The sequence below is a fragment of the Neisseria subflava genome, from assembly GCF_024205745.1.
GTDB lineage: Bacteria > Pseudomonadota > Gammaproteobacteria > Burkholderiales > Neisseriaceae > Neisseria > Neisseria flavescens_B.
The window spans coordinates 249145-271460 of the sequence record NZ_CP073117.1; the positions used below are offsets into that span (position 1 = coordinate 249145).

General features: G+C 49.0%; 17 protein-coding genes. 6 read left to right on the plus strand and 11 right to left on the minus strand.

The features are described 5' to 3' along the window. Positions 1-13: 13 nt before the first annotated feature. Entirely contained in the window at positions 14-724 is a 711-nt protein-coding gene (locus tag KCG55_RS01215; RefSeq protein ID WP_254323150.1) for a GrxB family glutaredoxin, read from the minus strand. A gap of 88 nt (positions 725-812) precedes the next feature. On the opposite strand from KCG55_RS01215, the gene KCG55_RS01220 reads away from it, so the two are divergent. The 4 genes from KCG55_RS01220 (at position 813) to putA (ending at position 9895) form a co-directional block, all read left to right on the plus strand. Further along, a complete protein-coding gene (locus KCG55_RS01220) occupies positions 813-3026 on the plus strand; it encodes a RelA/SpoT family protein (RefSeq protein WP_254323151.1) in 2214 nt (737 codons plus the stop codon). Between the two features lie 251 nt (positions 3027-3277). Beyond that, positions 3278-4072, plus strand: coding sequence for a formate/nitrite transporter family protein (locus KCG55_RS01225; protein WP_063076251.1), 795 nt, complete (start codon positions 3278-3280; stop codon positions 4070-4072). Positions 4073-4528: 456 nt separating this feature from the next. After that, on the plus strand, positions 4529-6055 hold the full coding sequence (gene putP / locus KCG55_RS01230) for a sodium/proline symporter PutP (protein WP_254323152.1): 1527 nt from the start codon (positions 4529-4531) through the stop codon (positions 6053-6055). 231 nt (positions 6056-6286) lie between these two features. Then, positions 6287-9895 carry a bifunctional proline dehydrogenase/L-glutamate gamma-semialdehyde dehydrogenase PutA gene (gene putA / locus KCG55_RS01235; protein WP_254323153.1) on the plus strand — a complete coding sequence of 1203 codons (3609 nt, stop codon included), beginning with the start codon at positions 6287-6289 and terminating at the stop codon, positions 9893-9895. Between the two features lie 57 nt (positions 9896-9952). Here putA and nth read toward each other — a convergent pair whose 3' ends face one another. The 4 genes from nth to KCG55_RS01255 all read right to left on the minus strand — a co-directional run bounded on the left by nth (position 9953) and on the right by KCG55_RS01255 (position 14219). Next, a complete protein-coding gene (nth, locus tag KCG55_RS01240) occupies positions 9953-10582 on the minus strand; it encodes an endonuclease III (protein WP_254323154.1) in 630 nt (209 codons plus the stop codon). Between the two features lie 137 nt (positions 10583-10719). Continuing rightward, complete coding sequence (gene nhaC / locus KCG55_RS01245) at positions 10720-12099, minus strand: Na+/H+ antiporter NhaC (RefSeq protein WP_254323155.1); 1380 nt, start codon at positions 12097-12099, stop codon at positions 10720-10722. A 180-nt stretch (positions 12100-12279) separates the two neighbouring features. Beyond that, positions 12280-12903 carry an alpha/beta fold hydrolase gene (locus tag KCG55_RS01250; RefSeq protein ID WP_254323156.1) on the minus strand — a complete coding sequence of 208 codons (624 nt, stop codon included), beginning with the start codon at positions 12901-12903 and terminating at the stop codon, positions 12280-12282. Positions 12904-12995: 92 nt separating this feature from the next. Further along, positions 12996-14219 (minus strand): sugar MFS transporter, encoded by a 1224-nt coding sequence (locus KCG55_RS01255; protein WP_254323157.1) that lies wholly within the window; start codon positions 14217-14219, stop codon positions 12996-12998. Positions 14220-14491: 272 nt separating this feature from the next. Here KCG55_RS01255 and KCG55_RS01260 point away from each other — a divergent pair, with 272 nt between their 5' ends. Then, complete coding sequence (locus tag KCG55_RS01260) at positions 14492-14905, plus strand: YqaA family protein (protein ID WP_254323158.1); 414 nt, start codon at positions 14492-14494, stop codon at positions 14903-14905. A gap of 65 nt (positions 14906-14970) precedes the next feature. Here the strand turns inward: KCG55_RS01260 and KCG55_RS01265 are convergent, their stop codons facing one another. From KCG55_RS01265 to KCG55_RS01280, 4 genes are all read right to left on the minus strand, one after another. Next, complete coding sequence (locus KCG55_RS01265; protein WP_036493785.1) at positions 14971-16164, minus strand: amino acid aminotransferase; 1194 nt, start codon at positions 16162-16164, stop codon at positions 14971-14973. Between the two features lie 99 nt (positions 16165-16263). Continuing rightward, a complete protein-coding gene (locus tag KCG55_RS01270) occupies positions 16264-16914 on the minus strand; it encodes an HAD family hydrolase (RefSeq protein WP_254323159.1) in 651 nt (216 codons plus the stop codon). A gap of 69 nt (positions 16915-16983) precedes the next feature. Then, on the minus strand, positions 16984-17928 hold the full coding sequence (locus tag KCG55_RS01275; RefSeq protein WP_254323160.1) for a cation diffusion facilitator family transporter: 945 nt from the start codon (positions 17926-17928) through the stop codon (positions 16984-16986). A gap of 15 nt (positions 17929-17943) precedes the next feature. Beyond that, positions 17944-18774, minus strand: a complete 831-nt coding sequence (locus tag KCG55_RS01280; RefSeq protein WP_254323161.1) for a ferritin-like domain-containing protein — start codon at positions 18772-18774, stop codon at positions 17944-17946. Between the two features lie 289 nt (positions 18775-19063). Between KCG55_RS01280 and lolA the strand changes: the two genes are divergently transcribed. Beyond that, the gene (gene lolA / locus KCG55_RS01285; RefSeq protein WP_003682545.1) at positions 19064-19684 is read left to right on the plus strand and encodes an outer membrane lipoprotein chaperone LolA; all 621 of its coding nucleotides are present in this window, start codon (positions 19064-19066) and stop codon (positions 19682-19684) included. Positions 19685-19760: 76 nt separating this feature from the next. Here lolA and glmM read toward each other — a convergent pair whose 3' ends face one another. Both glmM and KCG55_RS01295 read right to left on the minus strand, forming a co-directional pair. Beyond that, complete coding sequence (gene glmM, locus KCG55_RS01290) at positions 19761-21098, minus strand: phosphoglucosamine mutase (RefSeq protein WP_137041094.1); 1338 nt, start codon at positions 21096-21098, stop codon at positions 19761-19763. A 198-nt stretch (positions 21099-21296) separates the two neighbouring features. Beyond that, positions 21297-22154 carry a c-type cytochrome gene (locus tag KCG55_RS01295; RefSeq protein ID WP_254323162.1) on the minus strand — a complete coding sequence of 286 codons (858 nt, stop codon included), beginning with the start codon at positions 22152-22154 and terminating at the stop codon, positions 21297-21299. Positions 22155-22316 lie beyond the last annotated feature (162 nt).

Below are 22316 nucleotides of genomic sequence, written 5' to 3' on the forward strand. Positions count from 1 at the left end.
TTTCAAACATTCATTACAACGCGCGGTCAAAATACAAAGCCACGCCGGAACGCTCACTCATCGCCAACAAATAATCCATCAATTTTTGCGGCCATTGAATACCGCGCACAACGGTCAGGTTGCGCAAAATAGGGAAAGTCAGGATATCTTCCAAACTAATCTCACCGCCCAAGCCCTCGCCTTCGCAAACCAGCGCTTCCAGTTCGGCCAAGTCTTGATGCAGACGCTCCAGATATTGTGCCGTTTTGTTCAGGTTAGTCTCGAAATTGCCGATACTTTTCTCTTTTTTGTCGATAAAGTATTTTTTCGCTTCATCGGTCTCAAATTCGGGCAGGCCGATTTTAACCATGCGCGGCTGTACCAATTTGTTATTGTATTCGCCCACTTTGTCCAACCAAGCCTGCACTTCTGGACGAACTTCTTCTTTCAGACGGCCTTGATCGATGTAACGGACAATATCCAAACTCTCTCCCATAAACGAACCGTCTTCTTTTTGCAGAATCGGCACTTGTTTTGAGCCAATCATGCCGATCGGCGTAGCTTCGTCATCGTTTGCCAAGACAACTTCTTCCACCGCCACATCGCGCAAGCCGAAAATCATCCGCGCACGGACGCAAAACGGGCAATGGTCATAAATATACAGTTTCATCGAAATTCTCCTTAAAATTTCAAAACGGTTAACCATAACACCCAAGGCCGTCTGAAACAAGGCTTCCTGAAACATAGTGCGGCATTCGCATACAAATCTAGGGCTGTCGGCAATAAACTGTTACAATGGCAACGTTTTTATCAAAAAGAAAAAAACGCACGCCATGACCACTATTCGCCAAACGCCCCAAACATCGAGTGCAACGCTGGAAGGCCTCCTCGCTTGGTTCGACGGCTATATTGCCGCGCTGCCCGATTCCGATAAAAACCTGATTCAGACGGCCTTTGACTTAGCTAAAGAACATTACCCCGCCGATGCCCTAACGACTTACGGCGAGCCATTGATGGAACATTTCCTCGGTTCGATGCAAATCGTCAGCGAACTCGACCTTTTGCCCGATGCCGTGGCCGCCACGATTTTGTCCGACATCGGCAAATACGTTCCCACTTGGCACGAATTGGTTACCGAACGCTGCAACAGCACCGTTTGCGAACTGGTCAAAGGCGTGGACGAAGTACAGAAACTGACCCAATTCGCCCGCGTGGACAGTCTTGCCACGCCGGAAGAACGCGGCCAACAGGCCGAAACCATGCGCAAAATGCTGTTGGCGATGGTTACCGACATCCGCGTCGTCCTGATCAAACTGGCCATGCGTACGCGCACCCTGCAATTCTTAAGCAACGTTCCCGACAATCCTGAAAAACGCGCCGTTGCCAAAGAAACCCTCGACATTTTTGCCCCGCTCGCCAACCGCTTGGGCGTGTGGCAACTCAAATGGCAGCTCGAAGATTTGGGCTTCCGCCATCAAGAGCCGGAAAAATACCGCGAAATCGCCCTGCTTTTGGACGAAAAGCGCACCGAGCGCCTCGAATACATCGAAAACTTCCTCAATATCCTGCGTACGGAACTGAAAAAATACAATATTCATTTTGAAGTCGCCGGAAGACCGAAGCACATCTACTCCATTTACAAAAAAATGGTAAAGAAAAAGCTCACTTTCGACGGCTTGTTCGACATCCGCGCCGTACGGATTTTGGTGGACACCATTCCCGAATGTTACACCACGTTGGGCATTGTCCACAGCCTCTGGCAGCCGATTCCGGGCGAGTTTGACGACTATATCGCCAACCCGAAAGGCAACGGTTATAAAAGTTTGCACACCGTCATCGTCGGCCCGGAAGACAAAGGTGTGGAAGTCCAAATCCGCACCTTCGACATGCACCAATTCAACGAATTCGGTGTTGCCGCCCACTGGCGTTATAAAGAAGGCGGCAAGGGCGATTCCGCTTACGAACAAAAAATCGCTTGGTTGCGCCAACTCTTAGACTGGCGCGAAAACATGGCCGAAAGCGGCAAGGAAGACCTCGCCGCCGCCTTTAAAACCGAGCTGTTCAACGATACGATTTACGTTTTGACTCCGCACGGTAAAGTCCTCTCCCTGCCTACAGGCGCTACCCCCATCGACTTTGCTTATGCCTTGCACAGCAGCGTGGGCGACCGTTGTCGCGGCGCAAAAGTCGAAGGACAAATCGTGCCGCTGTCCACGCCTTTGGAAAACGGTCAACGCGTTGAAATCATTACCGCCAAAGAGGGAAATCCTTCCGTCAACTGGCTATACGAAGGCTGGGTCAAATCCAACCGCGCCATCAGCAAAATCCGTGCCTACATCCGCCAGCAAAATGCGGATACCGTGCGCGAAGAAGGCCGCGCCCAGTTGGACAAACAGTTGTCAAAAATTTTCCCCAAACCCAATCTACAAGCATTGGCGGAAAAACTCGGCTTCAAAAAAACCGACGAACTTTATACGGCCATCGGTCAGGGCGAAGTTTCCAACCGCGCCATCCACAAAGCCTGCGGCGCGCTGAATGAACCGCCTCCTGTGCCGATTGATGAAACCAATATCGTCAAGCAGTCCAAAATCAAAAAAGGTGGCAAAAACGGTATTTTGATTGACGGCGAAGACGGCCTGATGACTACACTTGCCAAATGCTGCAAACCGGCACCTCCGGACGACATTATCGGTTTCGTTACGCGCGACCGCGGTATTTCCGTCCACCGCAATACCTGCCCTTCTTTCCGCCACCTTGCCGAACAGTCTCCTGAAAAAGTGTTGAATGCCAGCTGGGCAGCCTTGCAAGAAGGACAAGTCTTTGCCGTCGATGTTGAAATCCGCGCCCAAGACCGCTCCGGTTTGCTGCGCGACGTTTCGGATGCGCTGGCGCGGCACAAGCTCAATGTTACCGCGGTGCAAACCCAATCACGTGATTTGGAAGCCAGCATGCGCTTTACCCTTGAAGTCCGCCAAGTCAACGACCTGCCGCGCGTATTAGCCAGTCTGGGCGACATCAAAGGCGTTTTAAGCGTAACGCGCTTATAATTCCCATTTCCCAAGCAAATCCAAAGGCCGTCTGAAAGCAACTTTTCAGACGGCCTTTTAAGTTTTTAACACACCAATATCTCAACGCCTCAACTTATCTTTCTTAAAAAGCCAGCCGTTGGCCTTAGCCGCTTCAATATATAACCCCCTCTTCTATTCTTACAACCAGTCGTTATTTCCTACCGGCATCATTCTCAGGCAAACTTATTATCTTCATGATAAACAAGATATTTCCAATTTAAGGGAGCCTCATGGATACACGAGATTTGTACCCTCACGAGATTTTGCAGGAAGCTATCGGCAAGAGCTGCGCCAAGTCCGAGTTCAGCATCAAAATGTTGGTGATTTTGAGTTTTTTAGGCGGCGGCTACGTCGGCTTCGGCTATCTTGCCTGCCTGCGCGTCATCAGCGGCATTCCGGCCGAATGGAACGGCCTGGCCGCTCTTTTGGGCGCGTCCGTGTTCCCGATTGCACTGATTTGTATCTTAATCGGCGGCGGCGAGCTGGCAACAGGCAATATGATGATTATGGCCTTGGGCAGATTGACTGGCCGTGTCAGCACCTACAAACTGGTACGCAACTGGCTCATCGTCAGCTTGGGCAATCTGGCAGGAGCCGTTGCCATGGCCTATTTCCTCGGTCACTATGTCGGCCTGGCAGAGGGAGCAGCTACGGCGAAAACCATTGCCATCGCAGAAGCCAAAGTTAATATGGACTTCGGCCGTGCATTCGTCTCCGCTGTCGCATGTAACTGGATGGTGTGCATGGGTATTTGGTTCTATTTCGGCTCACGCCATACTTCAGGCCGCATTTTGGCAACTTGGTTTCCGGTCATGATCTTCGTGTTAATCGGTTTCCAACACTTTGTTGCCAATATGTTCATCATTCCGGCCGGTATTTGGGCGGGTGCAAATGTCAGCTGGGGTCAATTTTTCTATAATATGATTCCCGTCTTCTTAGGTAACGTCCTCGGCGGATCGTCTTTTGTTGCCGCTTTCTATCTATTCGCTTATAAACATTTGTTAAAAGATGATTTTTCCATTTAGTTCAAACTGACTCACTACCCCGTATTCATCAGAAATACGGGGTAGTTTCATTTATCAGGCCGTCTGAAAGCGCCTTTAGTGTCGCATAATTACGCTTTTTCTCTGCGTAACGTTTCATTTATAGGAAAGATAGTTTCATTGTCTTTCCTTTTCTCAAATTTAAAATAATTTTTGCAATCTTTTGTTTTCAAATGACTTCCCCTCAAAAGCGCTACGATTTTTCATAAAGCCCGTGTTCCGTGCTTTGCAAAACAAAAAATTTACTGTATTCTGAATTTAATTATTTACAATTTAATATGGATTGGTTACATATCCTATTGTATTTGAAAATAATTTATCCTGACTCTCTCGTGAAAAACAGGATTTTTAAGCTGTATTTTTATTAGAAAAAAGTTTGGGTACGAATTGCTTGCAATTTCAAAACCCGTATTTATAAGTTAGATGAGGAATAAGTACATGAATCCCATGTATATCACTTTCGCGATCTATTTGGTCGCCGTATTACTGATCGGCCTCGCCGCCTATTTTTCAACACGAAACTTCGACGACTACATTCTCGGCGGCCGCAGCTTGGGTCCGTTCGTGACCGCAATGTCTGCCGGTGCTTCCGATATGTCAGGTTGGCTTTTGATGGGCTTGCCAGGTGCCATTTACCTGAGCGGTTTGAATGAAGCTTGGATCGCCATTGGTCTGATTGTGGGTGCATACCTCAACTGGCTCTTGGTTGCAGGCCGTCTGCGCGTACATACCGAATACGCCAACAACGCACTGACGCTTCCTGATTACTTCTTCCACCGCTTCGGTGCCGGCGGTCACTTGATGAAAGTGGTTTCTGCACTGATTATCTTGTTCTTCTTCACTATTTACTGTGCTTCAGGCATCGTAGCCGGTGCTACCCTGTTCCAAAGCCTGTTCCACGGTATGTCTTACACTCAAGCCATGTGGCTGGGTGCCGGCGCGACCATCGCCTACACCTTCTTGGGCGGTTTCTTGGCCGTAAGCTGGACCGATACCCTGCAAGCTTCTTTGATGATTTTTGCATTGGTACTGACTCCTGTAATGGTGTACTTGGGTTTGGGCGGTGCAGATCAAATGAACGCTGCTATCCAACAAGTTGCCGCTTCTACCGGTAAAGAATACAGCAGCCTGTTTGCCGGTACTACTTTCATCGGCATTATCTCTACCGCTGCTTGGGGCTTGGGCTATTTCGGCCAACCACACATTTTGGCCCGTTTCATGGCTGCTGAAAGCGCTAAATCTTTGGTTTCTGCACGCCGTATCGGTATGACTTGGATGATTCTGTGTATGGCCGGTGCCGTGGCTGTCGGCTACTTCGGTATCGCTTACTTCGGCGCCAACCCTGCCCACGTTGATGAAATGAACGGCAACCACGAACGTATCTTCATCGCTTTGGCTACCCTGCTTTTCAACCCTTGGATTGCCGGTATTATCTTGAGCGCGATTCTCGCCGCCGTAATGTCCACCCTGTCTTGCCAATTGTTGGTTTGCTCCAGCGCGATTACCGAAGACTTCTACAAAGGCTTCCTGCGCAAAAATGCCCAACAAGCTGAATTGGTATGGATTGGCCGTCTGATGGTATTGGCAATTGCCGTGATTTCTATCCTGATCGCTTCTGACCCTAATAGCAAAGTATTGGGCTTGGTAGCTTATGCATGGGCCGGCTTTGGTGCCGCATTCGGTCCGGTTGTTATCCTGTCTGTTCTGTGGAAACGCATTACTGCCTATGGCGCACTCTCCGGCATGATTGCTGGCGCGCTGACTGTGGTTATTTGGGCTGAATGGATCAAAAAACCTGCTTTGGCCGCACAAGAAACAGGCTTCTCTACCGTATATGAAATCGTTCCCGGCTTCATCATTTGTACCCTCGTGATTGTTTTGGTATCCCTGATCGACAAACAACCGTCACGCGAATTGCAAGAACGTTTCGAAAAAGCAGACGCAGAATACCGCGCCTCTAAATAAGACGTTTTCAGACGGCCTGCATGATTCCGTGCAGGCCGTCTATCTGTGTTATGAAATAAACTGTTTCAAAATAATCTGAGCCTTGTCAGAAAAAACAGCAATTTATGCGGATGCATCTTGTATCCGCATCATAATTTTATTACGATATTACTATCCTTCAGAATACCTGTTTTAGCAGTCTTAATTCAGGCCGTCTGAAACCATGAAAAAAACCTTTGGAGAACATAAATAATGTTTAACTTCGCTTTTCCAACACAAACTCCTCTGCGTCAAGCTGTAACTGATGCCTACCGCCGCGATGAAATCGAGGCCGTTCAGGATATGTTGCAACGTGCACAGATGACCGACGAAGAACGCAATGCCGCCTCCGAGCTTGCCCGCCGTTTGGTTACTCAAGTCCGCTCCAGCCGCACCAAAGCAAGCGGCGTAGATGCATTGATGCACGAGTTCTCTCTCTCCAGTGAAGAAGGTGTTGCACTGATGTGTCTGGCCGAAGCCCTGCTGCGTATTCCGGACAATGCAACCCGCGACCGCCTGATTGCCGACAAAATCTCCGAAGGCAACTGGAAAAGCCACTTGAACAACAGCCCTTCCCTCTTCGTTAACGCGGCTGCATGGGGTCTGTTGATTACCGGCAAACTGACCACCAACACTTCCGAAAAAAACATGGGCTCTGCCCTGAGCCGCATGATCAGCAAAGGTGGCGCGCCTCTGATCCGTCAAGGTGTAAACTACGCAATGCGCCTGTTGGGCAAACAATTCGTAACCGGCCAGACCATTGAAGAAGCGCTGCAAAACGGTAAAGAGCGCGAGAAAATGGGTTACCGCTTCTCTTTCGATATGTTGGGTGAAGCCGCATACACCGAAGAAGATGCCAACCGCTACTACAACGACTACGTTCAAGCCATTCACGCCATCGGTAAAGATGCCGCAGGCCAAGGCGTTTACGAAGGCAACGGTATTTCCGTTAAACTTTCCGCCATCCACCCACGCTACTCACGCGCCCAACACGAACGCGTTATGAGCGAACTGTTGCCACGCCTGAAAGAATTGTTCCTTTTGGGTAAAAAATACGATATCGGTATCAACATCGACGCCGAAGAAGCCAACCGTCTCGAATTGTCTTTGGACTTGATGGAAGCTTTGGTTTCAGACCCTGACTTGGCCGGCTACAAAGGCATCGGTTTCGTTGTTCAAGCCTACCAAAAACGTTGTCCGTTCGTTATCGACTATCTGATCGACCTGGCACGCCGCAACAACCAAAAACTGATGATCCGTTTGGTTAAAGGCGCATACTGGGACAGCGAAGTGAAATGGGCTCAAGTAGACGGCATGGACGGCTACCCGACTTACACCCGTAAAGTCCACACCGACATCTCCTACCTCGCCTGCGCACGCAAACTCTTGGATGCGCAAGATGCCATATTCCCACAATTTGCCACCCACAATGCTTATACTTTGGGCGCAATCTACCAAATGGGTAAAGGCAAAGACTTTGAACACCAATGTCTGCACGGCATGGGCGAAACCCTGTACGACCAAGTGGTCGGCCCGCAAAACTTAGGCCGCCGCGTACGCGTGTATGCCCCGGTCGGCACACACGAAACCCTGCTTGCCTACTTGGTACGCCGCCTGTTGGAAAACGGTGCGAACTCTTCTTTCGTGAACCAAATCGTTGACGAAAACATCAGCATCGACCGCCTGATTAAGAGCCCGTTCGACACCATCGCCGAACAAGGCATCCACCTGCATCCGGCATTGCCTCTGCCGCGCAATTTGTATGGCAAAGACCGTCTGAACTCTCAAGGCGTAGATTTCAGCAACGAAACCGTATTGCAAAACCTGCAAGAAAAACTCAACCAAGCTTCTTCCGAAGACTTCCACGCCGCTTCCATCGTCAATGGCGAAGCGCGCAATGTGGGTGAAGCACAACCTGTCCGCAACCCTGCAGACCACAACGATGTTGTCGGTACTGTCAGCTTTGCCGATGCCGCATTGGCTCAAGAAGCTATTGGTGCAGCCGTTGCCGCCCTGCCTGAGTGGAGCGCCAAACCTGCTTCAGAACGCGCCGACTGCCTGCGCCGTTTTGCCGACCTGTTGGAACAACACACGCCTGCATTGATGATGCTGGCCGTCCGCGAAGCCGGTAAAACCTTAAACAACGCTGTTGCCGAAGTACGCGAAGCCGTTGACTTCTGCCGCTACTACGCCAACGAAGCTGAAAACACCCTGCCTAAAGATGCCAAAGCTGTCGGCGCAATCGTTGCCATCAGCCCATGGAACTTCCCATTGGCCATCTTTACCGGCGAAGTGGTTTCTGCATTGGCAGCCGGTAACACCGTTATCGCCAAACCTGCCGAACAAACCAGCCTGATTGCTACTTACGCCGTTTCCCTGATGCATCAAGCCGGTATTCCGACTTCTGCGCTGCAACTCGTACTCGGCGCAGGCGATGTCGGTTCTGCCCTGACCGGCGATGCCCGCATCGGCGGCGTGATCTTCACCGGTTCTACCGAAGTAGCGCGTCTGATTAACAAAGCACTGTCCAAACGCGACGACAACCCTGTCCTGATTGCCGAGACCGGTGGTCAAAACGCGATGATTGTGGACTCTACCGCACTGCCGGAACAAGTCTGCCTCGACGTATTGAACTCTGCCTTCGACAGCGCAGGCCAACGTTGCTCCGCTCTGCGTATCTTGTGTGTTCAAGAAGATGTTGCCGACAAAATGGTCAACATCATCAAAGGCGCAATGGACGAATTGGTTGTCGGCAAACCGACCCAACTGACCACAGACGTCGGCCCTGTCATCGATGCTGAAGCCCAACAAAACCTGTTGGCCCACATCAACCGAATGAAAGGCGTAGCGAAGGCTTACCACGAAATCAAAAGTGCTGCCGACGTTGATAGCAACAACTCTACTTTTGTTCGTCCAATCCTGTTTGAATTGAACAACTTGAACGAGTTGCAACGCGAAGTGTTCGGTCCTGTATTGCACGTTGTCCGCTACCGCGCCAGCGAGTTGGATCAACTCATCGACCAAATCAACGCCAAAGGCTATGCGTTGACCAGCGGTGTACACAGCCGTATCGAAGGCACTGTCGAACACGTCCGCGACCGCATCGAAGCTGGTAACATCTACGTGAACCGCAACATCGTCGGTGCCGTTGTCGGCGTACAACCTTTCGGCGGTCACGGCTTGTCTGGTACCGGTCCTAAAGCGGGTGGTCCATTCTATCTGCAACGCTTGGTTCGCACTCCTGAATGGGTTGCGCCAACCCTCAGCCGTATCGGCCAAGCAGATGAAGACGCGCTCAAACGTTTGGAAACTTTGGTTCACAAACTGCCGTTTGATGCAGAAGAGAAGAAAACTGCAGCCGCAGCTTTGGGTCACGCACGAGTTCGCACTCTGCGCAAAGCCGAAACCGTATTGGTCGGCCCGACCGGCGAACGCAACTCATTGAGCTGGCGCTCTCCGAAACGTGTTTGGGTACATGGCGGTACTCTGTTGCAAGCCTTCTCTGCCCTGACCGAGCTGGCTGCTGCAGGCATTCAAACCGTTGTTGAGCCTAACAGCCCGTTGGCTTCCTACTCAGCCGATTTGGACGGTTTGTTGCAAGTCAACAGCAAACCTGAAAACGCAGGCATCAGCCATGTTGTCGCTATCGAGCCTTTGAGCAGCGAGCGCAAACAAGAGTTGGCCGGCCGCGACGGTGCGCTTATCCGCATTCTGCCTTCCGAACAAGGTCTGGACATCCTGCAAGTATTTGAAGAAATCTCTTGCAGTATCAATACTACCGCTGCCGGTGGTAATGCCAGCCTGATGGCAGTTGCCGACTAATCGTAGCCAAATCAAAGGCCGTCTGAATTTCAGACGGCCTTTTTTATGTTTTTTTATTTACATTTTTGCCGGATATTCGCACAAATCGTTAATCAAACATTTGCTGCATTGCGGTTTTAAAGCCTTGCACGTATAGCGGCCATGCAAAATCAACCAGTGATGGGCATCCATCAAAAATTCTTTGGGAATAAAGCGCATCAACTTGGCTTCAACCTCGCGCACATCCTTGCCCGGAGCAATTTTGGTACGGTTGGAGACGCGGAAAATATGGGTATCGACCGCCATAACAGGTTGCCCGAATGCAGTATTCAACACCACATTGGCTGTTTTACGGCCAACACCGGGCAAAGATTCCAAAGCCTCTCGGTCGGCAGGTACTTCGCCGTTGTATTTCTCCAGCAAAATACGGCAAGTCTGCATGATGTGCTTGGATTTGGTTTTGTAGAGGCCTATGGTTTTGGTGTACTCCATCACGCCGTCCAGCCCCAAATCCAACATGGCTTGCGGCGTATTGGCAACGGGAAAGAGTTTGGCAGTCGCTTTGTTTACGCCGACATCAGTTGCCTGCGCGGACAATAAAACGGCGATAAGCAGCTCAAACGGCGAGCTAAAATTTAACTCGGTAGTCGGATGAGGATTAGCAGCGCGGAAACGCTCGAAAATTTCTTGGCGGATTTTTTTGTTCATTGTTTAGATTATTTTTTTATTGGCGCAGCAATTATAGTGAAATCATGCTGATACGGCTACTTCAAGTAAAACAAGGCCGTCTGAAATTGTTTTCAGACGGCCTTGTTTTATAAAAGCATTGCTGTTTTAAATGCGGTTTACTTCTTACTCAAAGTCAGCCCTGTCCAACCAAACACCAGCGTCAGAGCCAAGCTCAAGTAGCAGAAGAAGGCATAAGGCAGGTATTCCCAAACAGGCACGCCCAAGGCATGGCTGATAAATACGCCGCAGACGCTCCAAGGCACCAACGGGTTGATGACCGTACCCGCATCTTCCAGCGTACGGGCAAGGTTGCGAGAATGCAGACCAAGCTTGTCATAAACCGGCTTAAAGGTTTCGCCGGAAAGCAGGATACTCAAATATTGCTCGCCAATCAGGAAGTTGACACCGACCGATGTCATGGCCACGCTGAAAGTAGCGCGTCCGGCATTGGTCAGGAACGCACGAATAGCTTCCAGTAAAGACGGAATCACACCAATGCTGAACAACAGGCCGCCCAAGCTCATGCCGAGTATCACGATGGTTTGCGTAAAGAACATGCTTTCCAAGCCGCCGCGAGAAATCAAACGGGCAATGTCTTTAAATGCTTCGCCTTCGAGTTTGTATCCGCTGTAAAACCACGCGCCCAGCTGTTTCAAATCAGGCGTACTGTGGAAGTAAGTCACAATCAGCGCCACCATAACGGTAAACAACATAGCCACAATGGCATTCACGCGCATCAGGGCAAGGACAACCAGCAAGGCAAACGGAATCAACGAATAGGCATGCACCAAACCGGTTGCTTCCAATTGTGCGCGGAAAGCTTCGACGCTGTTCATGTCATGCGCGGCAACATTGGGCAAGAGCCACAACATCAACGCCGCACTGATCAACCATGCAGGCACAGTGGTGTACATCATGTTTTTGATGTGTTCGAACAAATCAATGCCGACAATCGAAGCGGAAATACCGGTCGTATCGGAAAGTGGCGACATTTTATCGCCAAAGAACGCCCCCGACACAATCGCACCTGCCGTCATCGCCATATCGGCATGAAACGCAGCCGCCATACCCATAAATGCCACGCCGACAGTCGCACAAGTCGTCAAACTACTGCCGATGGAAATACCGATGATCGAGCAAAGCGCAAACGCCGAGAAATAAAAATAAGTCGGCGAAATCAATCCGAAACCGTAATACATCAGCGTAGGAATCGCACCGCTCATCATCAGCGCGCTGACCATCAGGCCGATAAAGAAAAACAGATAAATCGCGCCCATGCCCTGCCCGACCGCGCCTATCATACCGTTTTGCATATCTTGATATTTCAAGCCGCGCATCAAACCGTACAACAGCAAGACCACAATCGCCGTCACAATCGACATATGCGGCAGCCATTCAAGCGAAATAATCGTATAACCCATTGCCGCAACCAAAGCGAAAGCCACAGCGATGGCCTCAAAGCGCGGCATATTAAGTAAGGATTTGAAAGCAAACATTGTTCTTTGCCTTTTTAATAAGTATTTAACAGATTTTAGCATAACAGGCCGTCTGAAACCCGATTTTCAGACGGCCTGCCTGTTATTTTATAAAAACAGCCCCAGTAAAACTGCGACACTTTCTTTAAAATATATTAAATTATTAACATTAAATACTGTTAAATTTAAATAAATGAAATTTTATTGCTTTTTAAAACATCCATCATGCAAAAATGCCACCACTTGCTCGACCGTTTTACGGTTAAACAGCATCCCGCTATGGCTGAGAGGCAAAACGACATGATCGCGCATATTCGGACAATGCGTTTCTCTGACCAAAACCGTGCCATCATGTTCGCCATGCAAACCTAAAACACGGCCCAGTCCATACGGTTTATTGCCGGCAATACTGCCCAACTCAACACCCTCGGGCAATTCAGGCATACTGCCGTCCAATGCACCTTTATACGAGCCGCCCAATACCGGCTTTTGCAAACCCATATTGAACACACGTTGCGCGGCACGGCTGCCTTGGTGCGGCGTACCCATGGTAACGATACGGCCGCTGACTTTATCCGGATATGCTGCTGCAAAATTGCGTAAGACCAACCCGCCCAAACTATGGCCGACAAAGTGCAGCGTTTCATCAGCATGGTTCTCATCAATCCATCGCGCCAAATCTTCAACATGTCGGTTCATCGAATGTAAAACGCTGTAATAATCGAACAGCGCAACTTCAAAACCTTCTTGTTCCAGCAAATACGCCAGCGGTTTCATTACCCATGAATGCATGTGCAAGCCATGCAGCAAAATGATTTTGGCCATTTTTTCCTCCTATCATTTAAATCATTATGCCACAAAGTAAAAAGGCCGTCTGAAATCCCATAAGGTTTCAGACGGCCTTTTATCATGATGAATTATTCGTCAGCTTTGTAGCCTTTTATAGCAAAGAAGACGATATAGACATAACAAATCGCTGATACAACGAAAGAAATCATCAGACCTTGAGTATCTGCTGCCCAACCTTGTATCACAGGCACAATCGCACCGCCGACAATTGCAGTACACAATACGCCGGAAGCGCTGCTGGTGAATCGGCCCAGGCCTTTGGTTGCTAAAGAGAAAATCGTTGGGAACATGATGGAATTGAAGAAGCCGATGGCCAACAATGCCCACATCGCAATATCAGCACTGGCTTTACCTGCCAACATAGCAATACCCAACAGGGCAACGGCAGCGGTAGCATTGAATGCCAAATAGCGGTTAGGCGCAATTTTTGCCATGATGGCAGAGCCTAAGAAGCGGCCAACCATCGCGCCGCCCCAGTAGAACGACAGATATTTTGCGGCAGACGAGTGGTCCATCCCTTTCAGATAACCCAACACGCTGACCAACAAAGAACCGATAGATACTTCTGCACCAACGTAACAGAAAATACCGGCCGCACCAAAAACCAAATGACGGTATTGCCATACGCTGTGTTTGCCATCATGATTGTGTTCGCTCTCTTCTTCAGCAATTTTGTTTGCGTCAGGCAGACGAATCATTTTGACGAACACAGCCAAAATAATCAGCAAACCGGCCAAACCTAAATATGGAATTTGAACAGAAGAAATTTGCTCGGCTTTGCTGACAGTTTGTGTCGCATCAGCCAAAATCAGGAAGGCGCCAATTTGCGGAGCAATGGTCGTACCCAAAGAGTTGAATGCCTGAACCAAAGTCAGTGTTGCAGATTCTTTACCTGGTTTGGACAGCAAAGTCACATAAGGATTACCCGCCACTTGCAACAGCGTTACACCTGAAGCCAAAATAAACAGCGCACCCAAGAAAGTAGGATAAGAATGGCTGCCGGCGGCAGGATAGAACAACAGACAGCCGATGGCAGTTAATACGAAACCGCCAATTACGCCGTTTTTATAGCCGATTTTGCCGACAAAATAACCCATAGGAATCGACATAATTGCGTAAGCGGTAAAGAAGCAGAACTGAATTAGCATCGCCTGAACATAAGTCAGCTCGAAAATATCTTTCAGATGCGGAATCAAAATATCGTTCATGCAGGTAATGAAACCCATCATGAAGAAGAGTGTGGTCAAGACGACCAGCGCAGGAGTATGATTTTGTTGTGAATGCGCAGACATAATTTGCCTTTCGTTTTGTTAAGACTCGCCAAAAATGAGCTGAAAGCAGTTCATTAAACTTAACACTCATTAACAGCCGTCCGTATCATACTGATAATCCGTCACTTTGAAAACTATTTTCTAACAGCCGACTACATTACTCTTTAGACGTTTAATTTTAAAAAATTCAATAATATTGGATTTATCTTTTGATATATTGAAAAATAAAGGCATAATCCTCTTATTGAACCTGTTATTTCTTTTTTACAATATCACTTGATGTAACTCAAAACATGCCCCTTCTTTACGCTTACTTTGCCCTGATTGCTTCTGCCTTCACTTCGGCCACACTACTTCCGGGTACATCCGAGGCGGCATACGCCGCATTTGTATACCAATATCCGCAACATGCCCTCGGCGCATGTTTGTGTGCCGGTTTGGCGAATGGCTTGGGCAGTATGGTTTCGTATTACATGGGCAGAATGTTTCCGGCCAAGAAAAGGCCGTCTGAAAAAGTATTGGCGCGTATACAAAGATGGGGGATTTGGCCGCTGTTGTTTGCATGGCTGCCGATTATCGGCGATGCCCTCCCTCTTGCCGCAGGCTGGCTCAGGCTCAATGCCTTGCATTGCGCCATCATTCTGATTGCAGGTAAACTGCTGCGCTATGCCATGATTTATTGGGGAATGAACGCAGTTGCCGGATAAGCCACCACAACTAAAAATAAAGGCCGTCTGAATGGTTCAGACGGCCTTTGCCTTTAATTCAACAATTACAAGACTTTCACAATGCTTTCGCACAGGTAGTCGATATTATCATCGGTAATGCCTGCAACATTAATGCGGCCGGAGCGGACGGCATAAATGGCAAACTCGTTTTTCAAACGGTCAACTTGCTCGGGAGTCAAGCCGCTGAAAGAGAACATACCGTTTTGTTCGATAATAAAATCAAAGTCTTGAGTTGCGCCTTTAGCCTTGAGCAACTCGACAAATTTTTGGCGCATGGCTTTGATGCGGCCACGCATTTCATCGAGTTCGGCAATCCATTGTGCTTTCAAATCATCATTTTTCAACACCAGCGCAATGGTGTTCGCACCATGTGAAGCCGGGTTGGAATACAAGGTACGGATGATGGTTTTGACTTGGCTGTGGGCGCGGGCTGCAGTTTCTTCATCTTCAGCCACCAAAGTGAACGCTCCGACGCGCTCGTTGTACATACCGAAGTTTTTGGAATAAGAGCTGGCAATCAGCAATTCTGTATTGTGTTTCAAGAACACGCGCAAGCCGTAGGCGTCTTCTTCCAAACCATTGCCGAAGCCTTGGTAGGCAAAGTCAAACAATGGCAACCAGCCTTTTTCGGCAGAAAGTTTTGCCAAAGTTTCCCATTGTTCGTGCGTAGGGTCGATGCCGGTAGGGTTGTGGCAGCAGCCGTGCAGCAGGACGATGTCGCCTTTTTGCGCTTGGCTCAAGTCTTCAATCATACCGTCCCAATCCAAACCGTGTTTGGCGGCATCATAGTAACGATAAGGTTTATCTTGGATACCGACCGCTTTGGCGATGGCGTTGTGGTTAGGCCAAGTCGGATTGGAAATCCAGATGGTTTGCGCGTTCAACTGACGTTTGGCAAACTCGGCCGCAATACGCAATGCGCCTGTACCGCCAAGGCTTTGCGCTGTTTTGGCACGACGGCTGGCGATGATTTCGTGGTCTTTGCCAAACAGCAGGATTTGGGTTTGCTCGTTGTAGTCGGCAACACCGTCGATGGTCAGGTAGTTTTTAGTTGTTTCGCTTTCCAACAGGCGTTTTTCAGCCTCTTTGACGGCTTTGACAATAGGCGTCGCGCCGGATGCGTCTTTGTACACGCCGATACCGAGATTGACTTTCTCCGGACGGGTTTCGGCTTTAAACGCCTCGCCCAAACCTAAAATCGGATCAGCAGGAGCAGCTTCGATATGCTTGAAAAACATGATTTTTCTCTTTACAAGTAGTAAAACGGTTGAAAAAATACAAACTTAGTACGATTTTACGCCGTTTCAGGCCGTCTGAAAACGGATTATTACAGGGTTTTAACGCAAGATTGCCAACAAATCCAAAGGCGTGGCAATACGGAAATCGGCAAGCCAGTTTTCGGTTTGGTCTTCGGCAGAAATATAGCCCCAATCGGCAAGCACGGTCGTCATGCCTGCATTTTTTCCTGCCTGCATATCGCGCTCGGCATCACCGACATAAAAGCATCGCTGCGCCTCGACACCAATCTGTTCGCACGCGTAAAACATAGGTTTCACGCTGGGCTTGGGTGCATCACATGTATCGCCGCTGACAATGACGGCAGGAGGCACGGTAAACCCGAGCTTAGGCACGAGGACATCGGTAAAACGCATGGGCTTGTTGGTAATAATGCCCCATTTGATACCGCGTTGAACTAAGGCTTCCAACATTTCGTTTACGCCGTCGAACAAGATGGTTTGGTCGGCATAGCAGCGGCTGTATTCGTCCAAAAACTCTCTACGCCATTGCATATAGTCCGGATGGTCGGGCGTAATACCTGCACCCAGTTTGAGCAAACCGCTTGCACCGTGACTGGCCTGCGGACGGATTTCATCCATGCTTTTTTCTGGCAAACCGTGTCGGCGCAATACCGTGTTGAGCGCACCACCCAAATCAAGTGCAGTATCGGCAAGCGTGCCGTCAAGGTCGAATAATACGGCTTGGGTCATAAGTGTTCCTTTGATGATTTTAGAAGGCCGTCTGAACAATCCAACAAGTTTCAGACGGCCTGAATATGGTTAATGGTGATGGTGTTCGTTCATTTCCTGAGAACACAAAACTTCATCTTTATGCGGATGCTGTTCGCTTTCAATCTGAATCGTACAATGCCCGATGTTGTGATGCGCCAATTCATGTCCGATGCGGTAGGCGATTTGTTCGGACTCTGCAACCGTCATGTTGCCATCGACAACAATATGGCAGGACAAAACGTGGATATTGCTGGTAATCGTCCAAACATGCAAGTCGTGAACAGACTTTACACCTTCCGTATTGCGGATAACGCTGAGCAACTCATCGGTATGGATGTTTTCCGGCGCGCCTTCCATCAAAATATGCAAAGTCTGTTTAAACAGCTTCCAGCCACTACGCCCCACCAAAGCCGCTACCAATACGCTGGCAACCGTATCCGCCCATTGCCAGCCATACGCCATCATCAGTACCGCTGCGACAATCGCCCCTATCGAGCCGAATAAATCGCTGATTACATGCAGGTACGCGCCGCGCATATTGACGTTTTCTTCAGTATCGCCATTTTTCAACATATAAACGGCGACACCGATGTTGACCAGCAAACCGATGATACTGACCACCAACATGCCGCCCGTCAAAATTTCCGGCGGATAAAACAATCGTTTGACTGCTTCATAAAAAATCATTGCCGCAATCAACACCAGCGACAACCCATTAAACATCGCCGTCAAAATTTCAAAACGCTTATAGCCAAATGTTTTTTGCAGCGTGGTCTGTTTCTCGCCAAGTTTGAATGCCCACAATGCCACACCCAGCGAAAACGCATCGCTGAACATATGCCCCGCATCGGAAAGCAGGGCCAAAGAGTTGGTCAGCCAGCCGCCGACCGCCTCAACCAGCATAAATCCAGCAATAACGAAAAAGGAAATACGCAATACCTGCTTATTGGCGGTATGCGTATGCGCGTGCGAATGATCGTGATGATGTGCCATGATGATTTTACCGTTTCAGACGGCCTTTTTATCCTGTTTCAAACTTTTCTCAAAATCTTCCAATATATCCAGCTCGAAACGGCTGAATCCAGCACGTTCCCGAGCTTCGATATTGACGTAGCCGCGGAAGATAAACATATCGTAACGCGCAATCAGGCTGCGGAACAGGGCAACCGGTTCCAAACCGCGCTCACGGCAAAGATGCTGATACCAATGATTGCCGATGGCGACATGCCCCACTTCATCGCGATAAATAATATCCAACACATCGCAGGTTTCCACATCGCCACGCTGCGCCACTTTTGCGCGAATACCCGGCGTAACATCCAAACCGCGCGCTTCCAATACCCGCGGCACCAAAGCCATGCGCAACAAGGGATCGTAAGCGGTTTTATACGCCATATCCCACAAATGCCCGTGCGCTTCAAAATCGCCATAATCGTAGCCCAAACTGTTCAGACGGCCACGCATCAAGCCGAAGTGAAACACTTCTTCTTTCGCCACCCTTACCCAATCGCATACAAACTGAAACGGCATATTGCGAAAACGATACGCCGCATCCAAAGCCAGATTAATCGCATTAAATTCGATGTGCGCAATCGCGTGCAACATGGCCGCATAGCCTTCGACCGTATTCATCTTGCGCGGCGTAACTTCCGAAGGGGCAACCAAACACGGACGTAACGGATGGCCTGCAAAACGGCAATCCACAGGTTTCGACTCTTCAACCGTCAAACCTTCCGCCTCGCCCAACTGCGCAAATAAGGCCTGCGTCAATTTTCCTTTTTCATCAGGATTGTCCGACAGCAAAGCCTGTTCCAATAAAGGATAAGGATTCAGATACATACAAAACCATTGTTTTAAAAAGACAAATATTATAACCGTTTTAAAAAGCAAACAGAAAGACTATAATTTCAAGCTTTCCGTAAAATGACATTAAATACCACACCAAACCCTTGTGTGCTTCATTAAAAAAACGTCAAAACCAAATACAGGCCGTCTGAAGAAATGAAATTATTTCAGTCACTTGATTGGATTTTTCATATTTACACAAATTAAACCCTCCATTCAGCCCCTTGCCTGTTACACCATAACGTCTATACTGAACCCATCTCTCCGAACAAGGAACCAAAACATGAAAACTACCCGACTGTTCACCCTGACCGCTGCCGCGCTGCTTTCTTCAGCCATCGGCTTTGCACAAGCCGGCGCAGTGGACGCCCTGAAAAAATTCAATAATGATGCCGACGGTATCAGCGGCAACTTCAGCCAAACCGTTCACAGTAAAAAGAAAACCCAAACCACACACGGTACATTCAAAATCCTGCGCCCTGGCTTGTTCAAATGGGAATACACCAAGCCCTACAAACAAACCATTGTTGGCGACGGCAAAACCATTTGGCTCTATGACGTAGATTTGGCGCAAGTAACCAAATCCTCACAAGACCAAACCATCGGCGACAGCCCTGCCGCCATCCTCTCCAACAAAACAGCATTGGACAGCAGCTACACACTGAAAGAAGACGGTTCTGCCAACGGTATCGACTACGTTTTGGCTACGCCTAAGAAAAACAACGCCGGCTACCAATACATCCGCATCGGCTTTAAAGGCGACAACCTCGCCGCCATGCAGTTGAAAGACAGCTTCGGCAACCAAACCAGCATCAGCTTCAGCGGCTTGAACACCAAGCCTAACCTTTCTAGCGGTATGTTCAAATTTACTCCTCCTAAAGGCGTTGATGTCTTAAGCAACTAAGCCTCTAATGAAACACAAAGGCCGTCTGAACAACAGACGGCCTTTTATTTAGTTCAATTCAAAATCAAACACACTGTTACTTTTGACCTTGAATGGCAGCGGCAATTTTTTCTGCGCCTTTTTTCGCCCAGTCTGCCTGTTTGGCTTCCACCATCACACGCACGACAGGCTCTGTACCGGATGCGCGCAAGACCACGCGGCCTTTGCCTTCGAGTTCTTTTTCCACTTCAGCTAAAGCTTCTTTGGAAGCGTCCTGCCAGTTTTGGCCTTTTTTGATGCGGACGTTAATCATGGTTTGCGGATACGGCTGCCAATCGGCGCAGACGGTGGCAAGGTCTTGATTCAAGGTTTGCAATGCAGCCAAGACTTGCAGAGCGGAAATGATGCCGTCGCCGGTATTGTGTTTGTCCATGCACAAAATATGGCCGCTGGCTTCACCGCCAATCAGCCAACCGCGTTGGTGGAGCTGTTCCAATACATAGCGGTCGCCCACTTTGGCGCGGCAGAAATCAACGCCCTGCTCTTTCAAAGCAATTTCCATCGCCATATTGGTCATCACTGTACCCACCACGCCGCCGATTTCCACACCTTCGTGCGCGCGTGCTTTGGCAATCACATAAATCAGACTGTCGCCGTCGTACACTTTGCCATTTCGGTCAACCATCATCAAACGGTCGCCATCGCCATCCAAGGCAATGCCGTAATCGGCTTCATTTTGCAACACAGCCGCTTGCAAAGCTTTCGGATGGGTCGCACCACATTTCTCATTAATGTTATAGCCGTTTGGCTCATCACCGATGCTGACCACTTGCGCGCCTAATTCGTGGAATACTTTAGGCGCAACTGCATAGCCTGCACCATTGGCGGTATCGACCACCAATTTCAGACCGCGCAAGTCCAAATGACTTGGGAAAGTGGATTTACAAAACTCGATATAGCGGTCATCCGCACCATTAATCCGGCGTGCACGGCCCAAACGGCCGGACGGCTGGGTTTTCATTTCTTCATCGATTTTGGCTTCAATTTCCAACTCGATTTCATCGCTCAACTTCACACCGCCTTCGGCAAAGAATTTAATGCCGTTGTCGGAATAAACGTTATGGGAAGCAGAAATCATCACACCGGCAGACAAACGTAAAGCACGGGTCAGATACGCTACGCCCGGGGTTGGCAAAGGGCCGGTTTGAATAACATTGACACCGGCGGCAGTAAAGCCGGCAATCAGAGCGGCTTCCAGCATATAGCCTGAAATACGCGTGTCTTTGCCAATTAAGACGGTCGGTTTAATTTCGCCTTCGTGCTGTACCAAAACCTGACCCGCCGCATAACCCAATTTCAAGACAAAATCAGGATTGATAGGGAATTGACCGACTTCGCCGCGAACACCGTCAGTACCGAAATATTTTTTTGCCATGAGATAACTCCGTGATTGTTTTGTCGTATGTGAATATGGTTGAACTTCTTTAAAAAATATTGTGTTTGAAGGCCGTCTGAATCTTTCAGACAAACCACAATCTACTACTTCCGTATTATAGCAAGATCAGGCCTTCCTGCACGAAAAAAGCGCATCCTATATAGAATGCGCTTTCTATTCGAGAGTCAAAGTCAAATCTTAGAATTTAGCACCAGATTGATTAGCCATGTAATCAACTGCAGCTTTCACTTCATCATCGCTCAGGCTGCCGTTACCGCCTTTGGCAGGCATTGCGTTAAAGCCTTCGAGTGCGTGTTTGTGCAGGGTGTCTTTACCTTGTTTGATACGAGGAGCCCAGTCTTCTTTTTTACCTACATGAGGAACACCGGGAACCGCACCGCCGTGACATGCTTGGCAGCTGGCTTCGTAAACTTTTTTACCGTCTACACCACTGGCAGCTGCGCCTTTGTCTTCAGCTTTGGCAGCATCTGCTTTAGGAGCATCGGCAGGAGCCGCAACATCAGCCGCTGGAGCTGAAGCAGCTTCACCGGAAGCAGCGGCATCGGCAGGGGCCGCAGCATCAGGATCAGGGAAAGTACCGCCGGCTTTGTTGGCCATATAAGTAATCACGCGTTTCAATTCTTGGTCGGTCAAATCAGCCGCACCACCTTTGGCAGGCATTGCGTTGAAACCGTTCAAAGCGTGTTGGAACAAGGTATCAAAACCTTGGGCGATACGAGGAGCCCAATCGCCTTTGTTTTCAAATTTAGGCGCGTTAGGAACAATGCTGTCCGCCGCGTGACATTGGATACAGATTTTGTTGAAAATCTGGTCGCCTTGACGTTCGCCGACAGGGATGCCGTCGCCCAGTTTGAGTTGGCCGACTGGCTGGATACGGGTTTGAGTCGCAGCTTCGGTTGTTTCGTTAACATCGCCGAATGAACCGCTTCCTGCCAATTTGATCAGGAAGAAAATCACTGCAATAACAATAACGATACCGCTCACAAGGGTGAACAATGCAGAGCCTTGGGCTTTGTGGTCGCGGAGTTGTTTCATTTGGTAGGCCTCGCCGTTAGGTTAGGTTGTGCTGTAAGTTATAGTTTATGTGTTAAACGCAGTTAACAATATTTTGCTGGATTATACTGAATTCGCAAAGGCTTTCCAATCCATCTTGAGAAAAAGATACGCAAAAATCCTCAAAAAGGCCGTCTGAAATCT